General features: G+C 61.1%; 7 protein-coding genes and 4 pseudogenes. 6 read left to right on the top strand and 5 right to left on the bottom strand.

Going from position 1 to position 16,201, the window contains the following annotated elements; translation table 11 throughout:
- Positions 1 to 83 precede the first annotated feature (83 nt).
- The 3 genes and pseudogenes from ACZZZP_RS11495 to ACZZZP_RS11485 form a co-directional block, all read left to right on the top strand.
- A pseudogene (locus ACZZZP_RS11495) lies at positions 84 to 1,730 on the top strand (nitrite/sulfite reductase); the annotation flags it as partial.
- 9 nt (positions 1,731 to 1,739) lie between these two features.
- The gene (locus ACZZZP_RS11490; protein WP_463536949.1) at positions 1,740 to 2,195 is read left to right on the top strand and encodes a DUF934 domain-containing protein; all 456 of its coding nucleotides are present in this window, start codon (positions 1,740 to 1,742) and stop codon (positions 2,193 to 2,195) included.
- Between the two features lie 227 nt (positions 2,196 to 2,422).
- Positions 2,423 to 2,920, top strand: a complete 498-nt coding sequence (locus tag ACZZZP_RS11485; RefSeq protein ID WP_463382797.1) for a DUF4174 domain-containing protein — start codon at positions 2,423 to 2,425, stop codon at positions 2,918 to 2,920.
- 2 nt (positions 2,921 to 2,922) lie between these two features.
- On the opposite strand, the pseudogene ACZZZP_RS11480 reads toward ACZZZP_RS11485, so the two are convergent.
- Positions 2,923 to 3,351 (bottom strand): annotated as a pseudogene (locus tag ACZZZP_RS11480) (YqaA family protein).
- Between the two features lie 1,115 nt (positions 3,352 to 4,466).
- Here ACZZZP_RS11480 and ACZZZP_RS11475 point away from each other — a divergent pair.
- The 3 genes and pseudogenes from ACZZZP_RS11475 to glgB all read left to right on the top strand — a co-directional run bounded on the left by ACZZZP_RS11475 (position 4,467) and on the right by glgB (position 12,070).
- Positions 4,467 to 6,488, top strand: coding sequence for an alpha-1,4-glucan--maltose-1-phosphate maltosyltransferase (locus ACZZZP_RS11475; protein ID WP_463536529.1), 2,022 nt, complete (start codon positions 4,467 to 4,469; stop codon positions 6,486 to 6,488).
- A gap of 11 nt (positions 6,489 to 6,499) precedes the next feature.
- Positions 6,500 to 9,878, top strand: a pseudogene (treS, locus tag ACZZZP_RS11470) (maltose alpha-D-glucosyltransferase).
- Positions 9,875 to 12,070, top strand: a complete 2,196-nt coding sequence (gene glgB, locus ACZZZP_RS11465) for a 1,4-alpha-glucan branching protein GlgB (RefSeq protein ID WP_463382794.1) — start codon at positions 9,875 to 9,877, stop codon at positions 12,068 to 12,070. The pseudogene treS and the gene glgB overlap by 4 nt, the downstream one beginning before the upstream one ends.
- Positions 12,071 to 12,283: 213 nt before the next feature.
- Here the strand turns inward: glgB and ACZZZP_RS11460 are convergent.
- The 4 genes and pseudogenes from ACZZZP_RS11460 to ACZZZP_RS11445 form a co-directional block, all read right to left on the bottom strand.
- Positions 12,284 to 13,262: pseudogene (locus ACZZZP_RS11460) on the bottom strand (lysylphosphatidylglycerol synthase domain-containing protein).
- Positions 13,259 to 14,497, bottom strand: a complete 1,239-nt coding sequence (clsB, locus tag ACZZZP_RS11455; RefSeq protein ID WP_463382793.1) for a cardiolipin synthase ClsB — start codon at positions 14,495 to 14,497, stop codon at positions 13,259 to 13,261. Before clsB ends, ACZZZP_RS11460 begins: the two are co-directional and overlap by 4 nt.
- Positions 14,494 to 15,282 carry an endonuclease/exonuclease/phosphatase family protein gene (locus ACZZZP_RS11450; protein WP_463382792.1) on the bottom strand — a complete coding sequence of 263 codons (789 nt, stop codon included), beginning with the start codon at positions 15,280 to 15,282 and terminating at the stop codon, positions 14,494 to 14,496. The genes clsB and ACZZZP_RS11450 overlap by 4 nt, the downstream gene beginning before the upstream one ends.
- Positions 15,279 to 16,199 carry a DUF72 domain-containing protein gene (locus ACZZZP_RS11445; RefSeq protein ID WP_463536528.1) on the bottom strand — a complete coding sequence of 307 codons (921 nt, stop codon included), beginning with the start codon at positions 16,197 to 16,199 and terminating at the stop codon, positions 15,279 to 15,281. The genes ACZZZP_RS11450 and ACZZZP_RS11445 overlap by 4 nt, the downstream gene beginning before the upstream one ends.
- Positions 16,200 to 16,201 lie beyond the last annotated feature (2 nt).

Here is a 16,201-nt window from a genome sequence, read left to right as displayed (position 1 = left end):
TCCGCATTTAATCGCGTTATCTGCCGCTGTTTTGTAAGGCGGCAGGCACGGCATAGTCCCTGGCATTATTCGGGGGCAGATGCATGTATCAATACGACGATTACGACCAGGCGCTGGTGTTCGAGCGCGTCGAGCAGTTTCGCGACCAGGTGCAGCGCCGGCTCAGCGGTGAACTGAGCGAAGACGAGTTTCTGCCACTGCGGTTGCAGAACGGTCTGTACCTGCAAAAGCACGCCTACATGCTGCGGGTGGCTATTCCCTACGGCACGCTGAGTGCCGTGCAGTTGCGCTGCCTGGCGGCCATCGCCCGCGACTACGACCGTGGCTATGGTCACTTCACCACCCGGCAAAATATTCAATTCAACTGGATTGAACTGGAGCAAGTGCCAGACATTCTCGCGCGCCTGGCCGAGGTACAGATGCACGCGATTCAGACCTCCGGCAACTGCGTGCGCAACATCACCACCGAGGCCTTTGCTGGCGTGGCGGCAGACGAATTGCTCGACCCGCGCCCGCTGGCGGAAATTTTGCGCCAGTGGTCGACGGTCAATCCGGAATTCCTGTTCCTGCCGCGCAAATTCAAGATCGCCCTGTGTGCGGCGCACGAAGACCGCGCCGCCGTGCAAATGCATGACATCGGTCTGTACCTGTACCGCGACGACGCCGGTGAGCTGCTGCTGCGGGTAATGGTCGGCGGCGGTTTGGGGCGCACGCCGATTCTGTCGCAGACGATTCGCGACGGCCTGGCCTGGCAGCACGTGTTGTCGTATGTGGAAGCGATTTTGCGCGTGTACAACCGCCACGGCCGGCGCGACAACAAATACAAAGCGCGGATCAAAATCCTGGTGAAAGCCCTGGGCATCGAAGCTTTTGCCGCCGAGGTGGAGCGCGAGTGGCAACACATCAAAGACGGCCCGGCCGAGCTGACCGAAGCCGAATACCAGCGCGTGGCCGCCGCGTTTGTGCCGCCAGGTTACGAGTCGCTGCCGGCGATAGACCTGGACTTCGGCACGCAGTTGGCTAACAGCAAGGCCTTCGCGCAATGGACCGAGCGCAACGTGCACGCCCATAAAGTGCCAGGCTATGCCGCCGTGGTGCTGTCGACCAAACCGGGCGCTGCGTTACCACCGGGAGACGTCACGGCCGCACAAATGGACGCGGTGGCCAGTTGGGCCGAGGCGTTCGGGTTTGGCGAAATTCGCATCGCCCACGAACAAAACATCGTGCTGCCCGACGTGCGCAAACGCGACCTCTACACCCTGTGGCAAGCCGCCTGCGAGCACGGGCTGGGCACAGCAAATATCGGCCTGCTCACGGACGTGATCGCCTGCCCGGGCGGCGACTACTGCTCGCTGGCCAACGCCAAATCCATCCCCGTGGCGCAAGCGATTCAGGCGCACTTCGACAACCTCGACTACCTGCACGACATCGGCGATCTGAGCCTGAACATCTCCGGCTGCATGAACGCCTGCGGCCATCACCATATCGGCAACATCGGCATTCTGGGCGTCGATAAAAACGGCAGCGAGTGGTACCAGATCACCCTGGGCGGCGCGCAGGGGCAGCACGCCGCGCTGGGCAAAGTCATCGGCCCCTCGTTCGCCGCCGAGCAGGTGCCGCAGGTGATCGAACGCATCGTGAATACCTTCACCGACTACCGGGAAGTGCAGGAACGCTTCGTCGACACCGTGCAGCGCATCGGCCTGGAACCGTTTAAAGAACGCGTCTACCGGGCGGAGGTGGTGGCACTGAGCAACCTGATTCGCTTGATCAATGGCCAGGCCGTGATCGACCGGGCCGACGCCACCCCAATTGTGCCGCTGGCTGCCTGGCAGCCTGGCAACGGCTTGCTGCTGGGGCCGGACGATGACGTGGAAACGCTCGACCTGCCGTTCGCTGGCGTGGCGTTGATCGCCATCGACTTTCCCAGCTTTCGCGATGGTCGCGGTTACAGCCAGGCGTACTTATTGCGCCAACGCTTGGGTTGGCGCGGTGAATTGCGCGCCGTGGGCGATGTGTTGCGCGATCAGCTTAGCCACATGCGCCAGTGCGGCTTCGACAGCTTTGCCGTGCGTGCGGACAAGTCTGTAGAGGATGCGTTGAGAGGGTTGACGGGCATGAGCGTGGTGTATGGGCGTTCGGCCATTGAGCCACGGCCGTTGTTTCGACGTCGGGCGGGTGAGGGCAGCGAGTAAAGGCCGACCCTCACCCCCAGCCCCTCTCCCGCGAGCGGGAGAGGGGAGCCAAAGCGCGGTCTGCTTTTAGTCCCCTCGCCCCTCGGGGAGAGGATTAGGGTGAGGGGGCTGCGTGCACAATCGCCCATCCATTAACCGAAAAAATTCCCGCCCATCTCCACCGTCCAGTGAACCTTTGCCCCGTTACGGCAATCTTTGACGGGACGGTTTTTTCAACGGAGGTGTGTATGTTTTTGCGCTCATTCAGTCTGGCGTTGATGGTCGCGCTCAGCGGCCCGGCGTTTGCCGACGATAACGATAGCCCGCTCGCGGCCGACCGGGGCCAGTCGCGGCCGCTTATCGTGATCGCCAACAGCAGCGCCGACCCGGCACTGGTCAAGCTGCTGGCCGCGCTGAAAGAGCCTGCTAATGAAGCCGCGTTTAAAGAACGCAACATGGTGCTCTACACCGTGGTGAACACGATCGGCCAACGCAACGGCAAAGACCTCGACCCGCAAAGCACCATGGCCCTGATTCGCGCGCTGAAGCTGGGCGCCAGCGCCGATGCGAAAGTGATTCTGGTTGGCAAGGACGGCGAGAAGAAGCTGGAGCACTCCGGTGCGATCGACCCGAAGCAGCTGTTCAGCGCGGTGGACGAGATGCCGATGCGTGAGAGAGAAGCGAGCAAGCCGGCGGACGCTGCGGCACCGGCACCGGCACCGGCACCTGCGCCGCTGGATGATTAGCGTTAGGCGTAGAGCACCACGGCCGCCAATGCCAGGTAGCGGCCGGCTTTGGCGATAGTTACCAGCAGCACGAATCGCCACAGCGGTTCGCGCATCACACCGGCGATCAGGGTCAGTGGGTCGCCTACCACGGGCAGCCAACTGAGCAGCAGCGTCCAGCAGCCCTAACGCTGGTACCAGCCTTGAGCGCGCAGCAACTGCTCTTCGTTGGCGGGAAACCAGCGGCGCTCGCGGAAGCGCTCGATACCGCGCCCCAGCGCCCAGTTCACCAGCGAGCCCAACACGTTGCCAATGGTGGCGACCAGCACCAATGCGGCGGGCGAGTAGCTGCCGGCCAGGAGCAGGCCGGCCAGCACCGCTTCCGATTGCAGCGGGAGCAGGGTGGCGGCGATGAAGGCGCTGGCGAATAGGCTGAGGTAGGCGATAGGCATGGGCGCGGACTGTATCGATTGGGTCCGGGGCGGTCTAGGCGAATCGGGAGCATCGCGGCTAAAGCCGCTCCCAAGTCCACGTGAACTCTGTGGGAGCGGCTTTAGCCGCGAGTTTTTGATCTTGCTTCACCGCTTTTGATTGGGCTTGTGATCTACCGCTTTTGACCGTGATCTTGATCTACCTCGCGAGGTTCATCGCAGGCCGAGTGGAGTCGTTGCGTAGGGGGTTGAGCGGCCGGGAGCCGCGAGAGGCGCATCGGGCCAGGGACGGCCCGTTGCGCCGTGCCCCCGGAGCGGCGACGGAGCGAGGGAAGTCGGAGCGCAGCGTAGACCCAAGGTAGGAGCTAGACCTTTTGGTTACTTTTGGGTGGTCCGGCATACCGGCAATGCTAAAAGTGACTCGCGCGTAAGGCGCGAAATAAAATGCCGCGCAACCGTGGTAACGAAGAACGCCTCAGATTTGAAAGCAAGACCGAATGCTGAAGCTATGCGCAGGTATTCATTACCGCGCGCCCTGAGCGTTTTTGTTTCGCGCCTTACGCGCGAGCTTCTTTTGGCATTGCCGGATTGCCGGACCACCCAAAAGTAACCAAAAGGTCTAGCTCCTACCTTGGCCCTCCGCTGCGCTCCAGGTTCCCTCGCTCCGTCGTTACTCCGGGGGCACGGCGAGACGGGCCATCCTTGGCCCGACACGCCTCTCGCGGCTCCCGGCCGCTCAACCCCCTACGCAACGACTCCACTCGGCCTGCGATAAACCTCGCGGGGCAGATCAAAATCAAGAGCGGAAGATCACAAGCCAGATCACAAGCCAGATCACAAGCCAGATCACAAGCCAGATCACGAGCCAGATCACGCGCTACTCAATTTCGCGCATAAAACGCAATGCCCCCCAGCCCATCCCACGGCCCTCGTGGGTTCTGTAGGAGCGGCTTTAGCCGCGATCCCTGCAAACACCATTGCCTGGCCAATGAATCCATCAAATCCCTGAACTTTTGCTCAAACACGGGGCTCGGAACTGTACGCCCCCTGTTTCGCCAGGGATGACGAACTCCAACCAGCCGCCTCCCATTCTCCACCACGGGTGGCGGCTGTTTGCTAAGAAGGAGCCCGATTCGATGTCGCACGCCAGCCCGTTGGCCCCCCTCAATCAGGTTGCTGAACGTCAGGCTGCCACCTTGCAATTGGATGACGCCTTGCAGTTGCCGCGCATTGCCATTGAGGCGGTGACGCCCGTGGTCGAGGCCGGCCGCTTTGCCGCCAAGGGCATCGCCGGCTCTGCCGTGACGGTGAGCGCGGTGATTTTCACCGATGGCCACGACAAGATTGACGCGTCCATCCTCTGGCGCGCCGAGCTGGAAGAAAAATGGCACCGCGTGCCGTTGCAGTCTTTGGGCAACGACCTCTGGCAGGGCGAGTTCACCCCCAGCCAACCCGGGCGCTATCAATTTGCCGTGCAAGCCTGGTGGGATGTCTACGGTACGTTCACCTATGAACTGCTGAAGAAGTTTTCCGCCGGCGTGCCCATCACCCTCGAGCTGCAAGAAGGCGAATTGCTGTTACGCCGCGCCGCTGAAAACGCTGGCCCCGAACATGCCGAGCTGATGGCCGAACGCTTGCGCACGTTGCAAGACACCCAGTCGGTGGACGAGCGCGTGGCGTTTTTCCTGTCCGCCGAAACCACCGAGGCCATGCGCCACACCGAGGCTCATCCGCACCGTGTGAACAGCCCGGCATATCCGTTGGATGTCGAGCGCAAGCTGGCGGAGTTCGCCAGTTGGTATGAGCTGTTTCCCCGCTCGGTAACCGATGATGAAGACCGCCATGGCACCTTTCGCGATGTGATTGAGCGCCTGCCGTATGTGCGCGATATGGGTTTTGATGTGCTGTATTTCCCGCCGATTCATCCCATCGGCAAGGCGCACCGCAAGGGTCGCAATAATTCTTTGCAAGCCCGCGCCAATGATCCTGGCAGCCCGTATGCCATTGGCAGTAAAGATGGCGGCCACGATGCTATTCACCCGCAGCTCGGCAGTTTTGAAGATTTCCGCGCGCTGGTTCAGGCCGCCAAAGAACACGGGCTGGAGATTGCCCTGGATTTCGCGATTCAGTGCTCGCCCGATCACCCGTGGCTACAAGAGCATCCGGGTTGGTTCAGTTGGCGGCCGGACGGCAGCATTCGTCACGCTGAAAACCCGCCGAAGAAATACGAAGACATCGTTAACGTCGACTTCTATTCCAAAGACGCCATGCCGGATTTGTGGTTGGCGCTGCGCGATGTGGTGAAGGGCTGGGTGGAGCAGGGCGTGACGCTGTTTCGCGTGGACAACCCGCACACTAAACCTTTGCCGTTTTGGGAATGGCTGATCGCCGATATCCGCGCCACTCACCCTGAGGTGATGTTCCTCGCCGAGGCGTTTACCCGGCCGGCGATGATGGCGCGCCTGGGCAAGGTGGGCTTTAGCCAGAGCTACACCTATTTCACCTGGCGCAACACCAAAGCCGAGCTGGCTGAGTACTTCACGCAGCTGAACGAAGCGCCATGGCGCGATTGCTATCAGCCGAATTTCTTTGTGAATACGCCGGACATCAACCCGGCCTTTTTGCACAACAATGGCCGCGCTGGATTTCTGATTCGCGCCGCGTTGGCGACCATGGGTTCCGGGCTGTGGGGTATGTACTCGGGCTTTGAAATCTGTGAGTCGGCGCCGGTGCCGGGTAAAGAGGAATACCTGGATTCGGAGAAGTACCAGATCCGTCCGCGCAATTATCAGCAGCCGGGCAATATCGTTAGTGAAATCGCCCAGCTCAATCGCATTCGCCGGCAAAACCCGGCGCTGCAAACCCACCTCGGGCTGCAGATTTACACCTGCTACAACGACAACATTTTGTTGTTTGGCAAACGCACGGCCGACCTCAGCAATTTCGTGCTGGTGGCCGTCAGCCTCGACCCGCACAACGCTCAGGAAGCCCATTTCGAACTGCCGCTCTGGGAGTTCGGGCTGCCCGACGACGCCAATTTGCATGGCGAAGATTTGATGACCGGCCACACCTGGACTTGGTATGGCAAAACCCAATGGATGCGCATTGAGCCGTGGCACCAGCCATTCGGTATCTGGCGTGTGCGCGTAACCGGCTAAGGGAATACGCAATGAGCGACGCAGCGAATAACGAAAAAACTCCAACTGGCAGCAAAGCGCCAGTCGACAGACGCAGTAAAAAACGCCGGCCTGCCGCCTTTATCAATGACCCGCTCTGGTACAAGGACGCGGTGATTTATCAGGTGCACGTGAAGTCGTACTTCGACTCCAACAACGATGGCATCGGTGACTTCCCGGGCTTGATTGCCAAGCTCGATTACATTGCCGATCTGGGCGTGAACACCATCTGGCTGCTGCCGTTTTTACCCCTCGCCACGGCGCGACGATGGTTACGATATTTCTGAATACCGCGATGTGCATCCCGACTACGGGACCATGGCCGACGCCAAGCGTTTTATCGCCGAGGCGCACCGGCGCGGCATTCGGGTCATCACCGAGTTGGTCATCAACCACACGTCGGACCAACACCCGTGGTTTCAAAAAGCGCGGCGGGCCAAGCCCGGTTCCAAGGCGCGGGATTTTTACGTGTGGTCGGACAGCGACCAGAAATTCCCGGAAACGCGGATCATCTTTCTCGACACCGAGAAGTCCAACTGGACCTGGGACCCGGTCGCCGGCCAGTACTTCTGGCACCGGTTTTATTCCCACCAGCCGGACCTGAATTTCGACAATCCACAGGTGCTCAAAGAAGTGCTGAGCGTGATGCGTTTCTGGCTCGATTTGGGTGTGGACGGTCTTCGCCTCGACGCCATTCCGTACCTGATTGAGCGCGAAGGCACCAACAACGAAAACCTCGCCGAAACCCACGACGTGCTGAAGAAGATTCGCGCGGAGTTGGACGCCACCTACCCGGATCGCATGTTGCTGGCCGAGGCCAATCAGTGGCCGGAAGACACTCAGCTGTATTTTGGCGGTGAAAACGGCGGTCCCGGGGACGAGTGCCATATGGCGTTCCACTTCCCACTGATGCCACGTATGTACATGGCCATCGCCCAGGAAGACCGCTTTCCGATCACCGACATTCTGCGCCAGACCCCGGAAATTCCCGACAACTGCCAGTGGGCGATTTTCCTGCGTAACCACGATGAATTGACGCTGGAGATGGTCACCGACGACGAGCGCGATTACCTGTGGAATTACTACGCGGCCGACCGGCGCGCGCGGATCAATTTGGGTATTCGTCGCCGCCTCGCGCCATTGGTTGAGCGTGATCGTCGGCGTATCGAGTTGCTTAACAGCATGCTGCTGTCGATGCCGGGCACGCCGACGCTGTATTACGGCGACGAAATTGGCATGGGCGACAATATTTTCCTCGGCGACCGCGACGGCGTGCGCACGCCGATGCAGTGGTCTATCGACCGCAACGGCGGCTTTTCACGCGCCGACCCAGCCAGCCTGGTGTTGCCGCCGATCATGGACCCGCTCTACGGGTTCCAGAGCATCAACGTCGAAACCCAGCAGCGCGACACCCATTCGTTGCTGAACTGGACGCGGCGCATGCTCGCCATTCGTAAACAACAGAAAGCCTTCGGGCGCGGCACCCTGAAAATGCTCGCACCGGCCAACCGCCGCATTCTGGCGTACCTGCGTGAGTACACAGGCGTCGACGGCAAGCGCGAAATTATTCTGTGCGTGGCCAACGTGTCGCGCGCTGCGCAGGCTGCCGAGCTGGAGCTGTCGGCCTACAACGGCATGGTGCCGGTGGAGATGGTCGGCGGTACGTCGTTCCCGCCAATCGGTCAGCTGAACTACCTGCTGACCCTGCCGCCCTATGGCTTTTATTGGTTCTTGCTTGCTGAAGAAGCACAGATGCCTGCGTGGCACGTGCCGCCGGTGGACCGTATGCCCGAACTTCCAACGTTGGTTATCAAACGTGACCTCAATGAACTGATGCAGGCGCGCTGCAGCACGACCCTGAGCCGCGAGTCGTTGCCGGCGTACCTGCCCAAACGTCGCTGGTTCTCAGCGCTGGACGATGCCGCCAACGCCGAATACAAATTGCTGTACGCCGTGCCGTTTGGCGCGCGCAGCGTACTCAGCGAAGTGCAAGTGCGCAGCGGCGAGCATGTTGAGCACTATCAACTGCCGCTCAGCTACGTGGCGGAAAACACCGCCGGCAGCACCGTACCGCAACAGTTGGCACTGGCCCGCTTGCGTCGGGGTCGCGAGGTGGGGCTGTTGACCGACGCCTTCACCCTCGGCGAATTCAGCCAGCAGGTGGTGCGTTATCTGCGCGAAAGCCAGACGCTCACCTCCGGCGGCTGCGAGCTGCAATTTCTGCCGACCCCGCAGCTGTTGGCGCTAGCCGACAACCCGGATGAAGAGATCAATCTGGTATCGGCCGAGCAGTCCAACAGCTCGGCGCTGATTGGCGAGAGCATGGTGCTTAAGCTGGTGCGCCGCGTGATGCCGGGGATTCACCCGGAAACCGAAATGGGTGGCTACCTGACCGCGCAGGGCTTCGCCAATATTCCGCAGCTGCTGGGTGAAGTGCGTCGGGTGGATAACGAAGGCGTGCCGCACACTTTGATGGTGTTGCAGCAATTCCTGAGCAACCAAGGCGATGCCTGGCTGTGGACGCAGAACACCTTGGAACGGGCCATTCGCGACCAGCTTGCGGCGCCGGCCGTCAACGATGCAGACGAAGGCGTGGCCCCGGCGAGCGTCGAATTGGCGGCGTTTTCGCGCATGCTAGGTCGTCGTTTGGGCGAGATGCACAGTGTGCTCGCGCAACCCAGCGATAACCCGGACTTCGGTGGCGTGACCAGCACCGAGGACGATGTGAAAGAGTGGTCGCGCAGCATCGGCGCGCAATTAGAAGAAGCGCTGGATGTGGTCGCCGCGAGCAGCAGCGCCAACGCTGACGCGGTGAAATGGCTGGCGGCCAACCGCAAACCGCTGCTGGCAGCGGTGGGCAAACTGGCCAAGCAATGCCTCGGCGGGTTGCGTATTCGCGTTCATGGCGACTTGCATTTGGGCCAAGTGCTGGTGGTGCAGGGCGACGCTTACCTGATCGACTTCGAAGGCGAGCCGACCCGCAGCCTGGAAGAGCGCCGCATGCGCCACAGCCCGATGAAAGACGTGGCTGGCATGATCCGTTCGTTCGACTACGCCGCCGCCATGGCCATCCGCAACACGCAGAGCACCGATGCTTCGCCCGAGGCTGAACAGGTGCGCCGCAACGTCGCGGAAAGCTATCGCACCCAAGCGCGCACGGCGTTCCAGGAAGCGTATCGCCTGGCTGCCGCCGACCTGCCGCACGCCTGGCATGAGCGCGACGGCGAAGTGGCGGCCATGACGCTGTTCAGCTTGGAGAAAGCCGCCTACGAAATTCTGTATGAAGCCCGCTACCGTCCCGACTGGCTGAACGTGCCGGTGCAGGGCTTGGTGGAACTGGGGCAAAACCTGTTGGGGAGTGCTGCACGATGATTGATTCCAATGTGCTGGCCCCGCGTGGCAGCAGCCTGCCTGACGAGCAAGTGCAGGCGCTGGTACGCGCTGAGCACGCTGATCCGTTTGCGTTTCTCGGCCCGCATCGCGACGAGCAGGGGCCGATCATTCGCGCTTACCTGCCAGGCGCCTTGGGGGTCGATTTAATCGACGCCAACAACGGCGAAAACCTCGGCGCCATGACCCTGGGTGAAGTGCCGGGCATGTTCACCATCCGCCCGGCCGAGCTGTGCCGCTACCGCTTACGCATCCGTTGGGGCGCGGGCGAGCAAGAGATAGAAGACCCGTATTCGTTCGGCCCGCAGCTCGGCGACATGGACATTTACCTGTTCAATGAAGGCAATCACCGCGATCTTGGCAAAGCCTTTGGCGCGCAATTGGCCGAGGTGGACGGCATTCCCGGCGTGCGGTTTGCCGTGTGGGCTCCCAATGCGCGGCGTGTTTCGGTGGTCGGTCACTTCAACGGCTGGGACGGCCGCCGCCATGTGATGCGCGCTCGGCATCCGTCGGGCGTATGGGAAATCTTCATTCCACGCCTTGGTCCGGGCGAGGTGTACAAGTACGAAATTCTCGGCAGCCACGGCGTGCTGCCGCTCAAGGCCGACCCAATCGCCTTGGCAACCGAGCATCCACCCGCCACCGGTTCGGTGGTGGCGCAGCCGCTGGAGTTTGTTTGGAACGACCAGCAGTGGATCGAAAACCGCCCGCAGCATCAGGCGCATAACCAGCCATTGTCGATTTACGAAATGCACGTCGGCTCGTGGCGTCACGACGACGGCCGCGTGTTGCAGTGGCCGGAGCTGGCCGACCAGCTGATTCCGTACATGCACGAGATGGGTTTTACCCATGTCGAACTGCTGCCAATTATGGAGCACCCGTTTGGTGGCTCGTGGGGCTACCAACTCCTGTCGCAATTTGCCCCCAGCGCGCGGTACGGCACGCCGGCGCAATTTGCCGCGTTCGTCGACGCCTGCCATTGCGCCGGCATCGGCGTAATTCTCGACTGGGTGCCTGCGCATTTCCCGACTGACAGCCACGGCCTTGCACGCTTCGACGGTACGGCGCTGTACGAATACGCGCACCCGTTCGAGGGCTTCCACCAGGACTGGGACACCTTTATCTACAACCTCGGCCGCAATGAAGTGCACGGCTATATGCTGGCTTCCGCGCTGCACTGGTTGCGCCTGTACCACATCGACGGTTTGCGCGTGGATGCCGTGGCCTCGATGTTGTACCGCGACTATTCACGCAAACAGGGCGAGTGGATTCCCAACCGCCACGGCGGCCGCGAAAACCTCGAGGCCATCGACTTCCTTCGTCACCTTAACGACGTGGTGCACACCGAAGTGCCCGGCGCACTGGTGATTGCCGAAGAGTCGACCGCCTGGCCCGGCGTCAGCCATGACACCCAAGGTGGCGGCCTGGGCTTCGCCTACAAATGGAACATGGGCTGGATGCACGACAGCCTCAAATACATTGCCGAAGACCCCGTCAACCGCCAGCATCATCACAACCAGTTGACGTTCGGGTTGCTGTACGCATTTACGGAGCAATTCATCCTGCCGATTTCCCACGACGAAGTGGTGCACGGCAAGCGCTCGTTGCTCGACAAAATGCCCGGCGACCGCTGGCAGAAATTCGCCAACCTGCGTCTGTACCTGAGCTTTATGTGGACGCATCCCGGCAAGAAATTGCTGTTTATGGGCTGCGAGTTCGGCCAGTGGCGCGAGTGGAGCCACGACCATGAACTGGACTGGTACCTGCTGCGCTACGGCGAACACCAAGGCACGCAAAATCTGGTGAAAACCCTTAACCAGCTGTACCGCCAATACCCGGCCATGCACCAACGCGACGGCCGCGCCGAAGGCTTCCAGTGGCTGATCGGCGACGACGCTGCCAACAGTGTGTACGCCTGGCTGCGCCACGGCGACGACGGCGCGCCGTTACTGGTGGTGCACAACTTCACCCCCGTACCGCGCGAACACTACCGCATCGGCGTGCCGCAGGCGGGGGAATGGCAGGTGTTGCTGAACAGCGATGATGAGCAATTCTCAGGCTCGAACGCAGGCTCGCGAGGCGCCGTGCATACCGACGACGCGCAAGCGCACGGCCAGCCGCAATCGCTGAGCCTCAGCTTGCCGCCGTTGGGGACGTTGGTGTTGAAACCGTAAATGCGCGGTGGGCGTTAGTAAAAATCTCGCGGCTAAAGCCGCTCCTACGGGTAACTGCTTACTCTGTGGGAGCGGCTTTAGCCGCGATGGTTTTTGTGCCTGTCGGAATCGTCGAAACGACACATCTACGTTCAGAGCATCGCGGCTAAAGCCGCTCCTACAGGATCTTTATTTTTTCTGTAGGAGCGGCTTTAGCCGCGATGCTTTTTGGGGTTAGTCGTCCTGCGAAGTACGAATGTGCTTGGCGCGCTTTTCCAGCACCAGGTAAACCACCACGGCCACCGCCAACGGGATCAGGAAGTAGATGACCCGGTAGCCAATCAACGCCGCCACAATCGAGCCTTTGTCGACCTGGTGTTGCAGCAGGGCGATGAAGACGGCTTCCAGTACGCCGAGCCCGGCAGGAATGTGGGTAATCACGCCGGCGATGCTGCTGATGAGCAGAATGCCGAGGATGTCCCAGTACGAGACTTTGTCGGGCAGCAGGATGAAGATCATCGCCGCCATCGAAGCCCCAGTTCAGCGTGCCGAGCACCACTTGGGCGCCGGCCATGCGCAGGCTGGGCAGGGTGATTTCCTGTTTGCCGAAATGCCAGTTGCGGCGTTTGCTGAATTTGCAGGCGAACAAGTACACCGCCGATGCTGCAAGCAAGGCGAAGCCGATCAGTTGCAGGGTGGATTCGCCGATTTTCCAATGTTCGGGCAGGTCCACCAGTCGCAGCGAAAAGACCCCGCCTGCAAGCAAAATGTAGCCAAGCCAGTTGGTTAGCAGGCTGATGCTGATGACCTTGGTGATGGTCGGCACGTCCAGCCCCAGCCGCGAGTACAGCCGGTAGCGCATGGCGATGCCGCCGACCCAGGAGCTGAGGTTCAGGTTGAACGCGTAACACACGAACGTCACCGGAATGGTCTGCCGGGCCGGCAGCTTATGTTCCGTGTAGTGGCTGCCGATCAGGTCGAAGCAGCTGTACACCGCGTAACTCACGGCGCTGGCAAGCAGAGCCAGTAACAGCGTTTTCGCGCTGAAGGCGTGCAGCGCCGTTTTCACTTCCTGCCAGTTGAGGTTTTTCACCAGCAGGTAGAGCAACACAGGCACCAGGCAAAAGAAGAAAACATTGAGCAGCCGTTTGGCCCAGATTTTCCAGGCGGGTTGCGGCTTTTCCTGCTCGGCAGTGGCGGTATTGGCGCTCATCGGCTTTCCTCCGCCTTAAGGTTCATGTCGCTTTCCGGTTGTTGTTGCAGCGCGACGGCGTCCTTGACCACCAGGGGTTTCAGGCGCGGCGAATGGGCCGGCAGCCAGCCGGCAATCGCCGGGAAATGCCGCAAGAAGTGGAACGTGAGAAAGATGATCGGCGCCCGCCACCAGTAGCCGCGCATAACGCGTTCCAGGCTGATGCGTTTGCAACTGGCGTTGGCCAGTTCGGTGAGGTGGTCGTGCAGTTGCTGGTTGAAGCGGTGGTCGCGAATGATCAGGTTGGCTTCAAGATTCAGCGATAGGCTCAGCGGGTCGAGGTTGCTGGAGCCGACGGTCGCCCATTCGTGGTCCACCAGGGCCACTTTGCCGTGCAACGGCCGCTGGCAGTATTCGTGAATCACCACGCCGTCACGCAGCAGGTAGTTGTAGAGCAGGCGCGTGCACAGGCGCACCACGGGCATGTCGGGCATGCCTTGCATGATCAGCGTCACTTTCACGCCACGCCGGGCCGCGTTGCGCAGTTCCCGCAGCAGGCGATACCCAGGGAAAAAATAGGCGTTGGCAATCACCAGCCGGTAGTTGGCGGAACGAATGGCGCTCATGTAGGCCTGTTCGATGTCGTCTTGGTATTGCTCGTTATCGCGCAGGCTCAGCAGCATGCGCACGGTGCCGCGAAAATGATTGGCGGGCGAGGGCGGTTGTTGCCCTGGGCGTTCACCACGGCGCCAGGCGAGCAGTTCCAACGCGGCACGGTGAACGTCGGTAACGATCGGCCCGCGCACTTGCACGGCGTAGTCTTGCTTGGCCATGGGGCCGAAGTCGGCGAGGTGGTCGGCGCAGAAATTGATGCCACCAATAAACGCGACTTCAGCATCCACCACGACAATTTTGCGGTGCAGACGGCGGAACAGGTTGGTGCGCATGCCGAGCACACGCGGGCGCGGGTCGAACATGTTCAGCTTCACGCCGGCTTCGGTGAGCGCCGCCACGTAGGGCTTGCCGATGTCGGCGGTGCCGTAGCCATCCACGGTCACCTCCACGTGCACGCCCCGTTTGGCCGCTGCGATCAACACGTCGCGAAGCTCTTCGCCGACCTTGTCTTCATAGATGATGAAGGTTTCCAGCAGCACTTCCTTGCGCGCGGCCTGAATGCTGGCAAACACGCGTGGGTAGAATTCCTCGCCATTAATCAGCAGCTGTACTTCATTTCCTTCACGCCACTCGTACTTCATAGGCGAACCTCCACGGCTAATGGCGCATGGTCGGACAAATGCGACCACGGCCTTGTCGACAACACCTGCGGCTCATGGCTTTGGGCGTTGCGGATATAAATTCGGTCGAGGCACAACAGCGGCCAGCGCGCGGGAAAGCTACGCGCGGGGGCGCCGTAGTGCTGCATAAACACTTCCTGCATGCCGGCGTTGGCCAGCACGGCATCGGCGCGCAAGCGCCAGTCGTTGAAGTCGCCGGCAACAATCACGGGCGCGTCTTTTGGCAGTGCATCGAGCAGCGTGCAGAGCAGTTCCAGCTGCTTCTGACGGTGGCCTTCGCGCAGGCCCAGGTGCACGCAAATGGCGTGCACCTCGCGGTGTCCTGGCACATCCAGCACGCTGTGCAACAGGCCACGTTGTTCATGCACACCTACGGACACGTCGAGGTTGTCGTGCCGCAGAATCGGGAATTTCGACAGCAGCGCATTGCCGTGGTCGCCGTCCGGGTAAACCGCGTTGCGGCCATAGGCAAATTGCGGCCACATGGCGTCGGCGAGAAATTCGTACTGCGGCGTCGGCGGCCAGTTGCTGTAGCGCTTGGCATGGGTTTGGTGGGTGCCGTGCACTTCCTGCAAGAACACCAGATCGGAATCCATGGTGCGCACCGCGTCGCGCAGCTCGGGCAAGATGAAACGGCGGTTGAAGAAGGTGAAACCCTTGTGCATGTTCACGGTGAGAATGCGCACGCTGTGCACGGCGGGCCGCAGCTGATTCACGGGCAGGGGCACGGAAGTGACGGTGGTCATAACTCGATTCCTTGTGGTAATTCACCGGGTTTTGTCGCCAGCGCGGCGGCGAGGCCGAACGACTCCAGCAACTGGCGCGCATCAAACGGCGCGCGCACTTTGATGTCGTTGTCGAAGTAGCAATAAACGTCACGCGCCCCGCGCTTGGGTTTGCTGTCGGGGCTGATCAGGTGCGCGTCAGCGGGTTGTTTGCCGTGGCTCCAGGCTTCGATGCGGTCGTGCCAGCGTTTTAGCGCGGGCGCTGAATAGCCGCTGGCGTAGAGCTTTTTGTCGCCATGCAGGCGCATGTAAACGAAGTCGCTGGTGAGGTCTTCGGCGTACGGCCATTTCTTCGCGGCATCGGCCACCACGAGGGCGACGTTGTATTTGCGCAGCAGGGCGATGTAGTCGTCGTTCACAAAGCTGTCGTGACGAATTTCCATGGCATGTCGCATCGGAAGCTTGCCAGGCCAGTCTTGATACCCCTCAACCTGGCGGCGCTCGTCGCACCCGCTGGCGATTTTTTTCGCGGCGCGCCGCGTGGTCGGTAATTGCTGAAAAAATTCCTCAATCAGCACCGCGTCGTACTTGAACGTCGGCGGAAACTGCCAGAGCAGGGGCCCCAGGCGTGTGTCCAGCTGACCGAGACCGGAGGCGAAGAAGTTCGCCATGGGCTGTTCGATGTCGCGCAGGCGCTTGATGTGAGTGATCAGGCGCGGCGCCTTGATGCTGAAAACGAAATCGTCCGGCGTATCCGCTGCCCAGCCGCGATAGCGCTCAGGCGTTTGCAGGGCATAAAACGAGCCGTTGACCTCAATGCTGTTCACTGCCCGCGAAGCAAATTTGAGCTCCTTCTTCTGCACCAGCCCCTCTGGGTAGAACTCGCCGCGCCATGGCCCGTAACGCCAGCCGGATATCCCGATTCGAATGGCCGCCATTG

The organism is Pseudomonas sp. AC211 (genome assembly GCF_979258055.1).
This window is presented reverse-complemented; position numbering and strand designations above follow the sequence as displayed.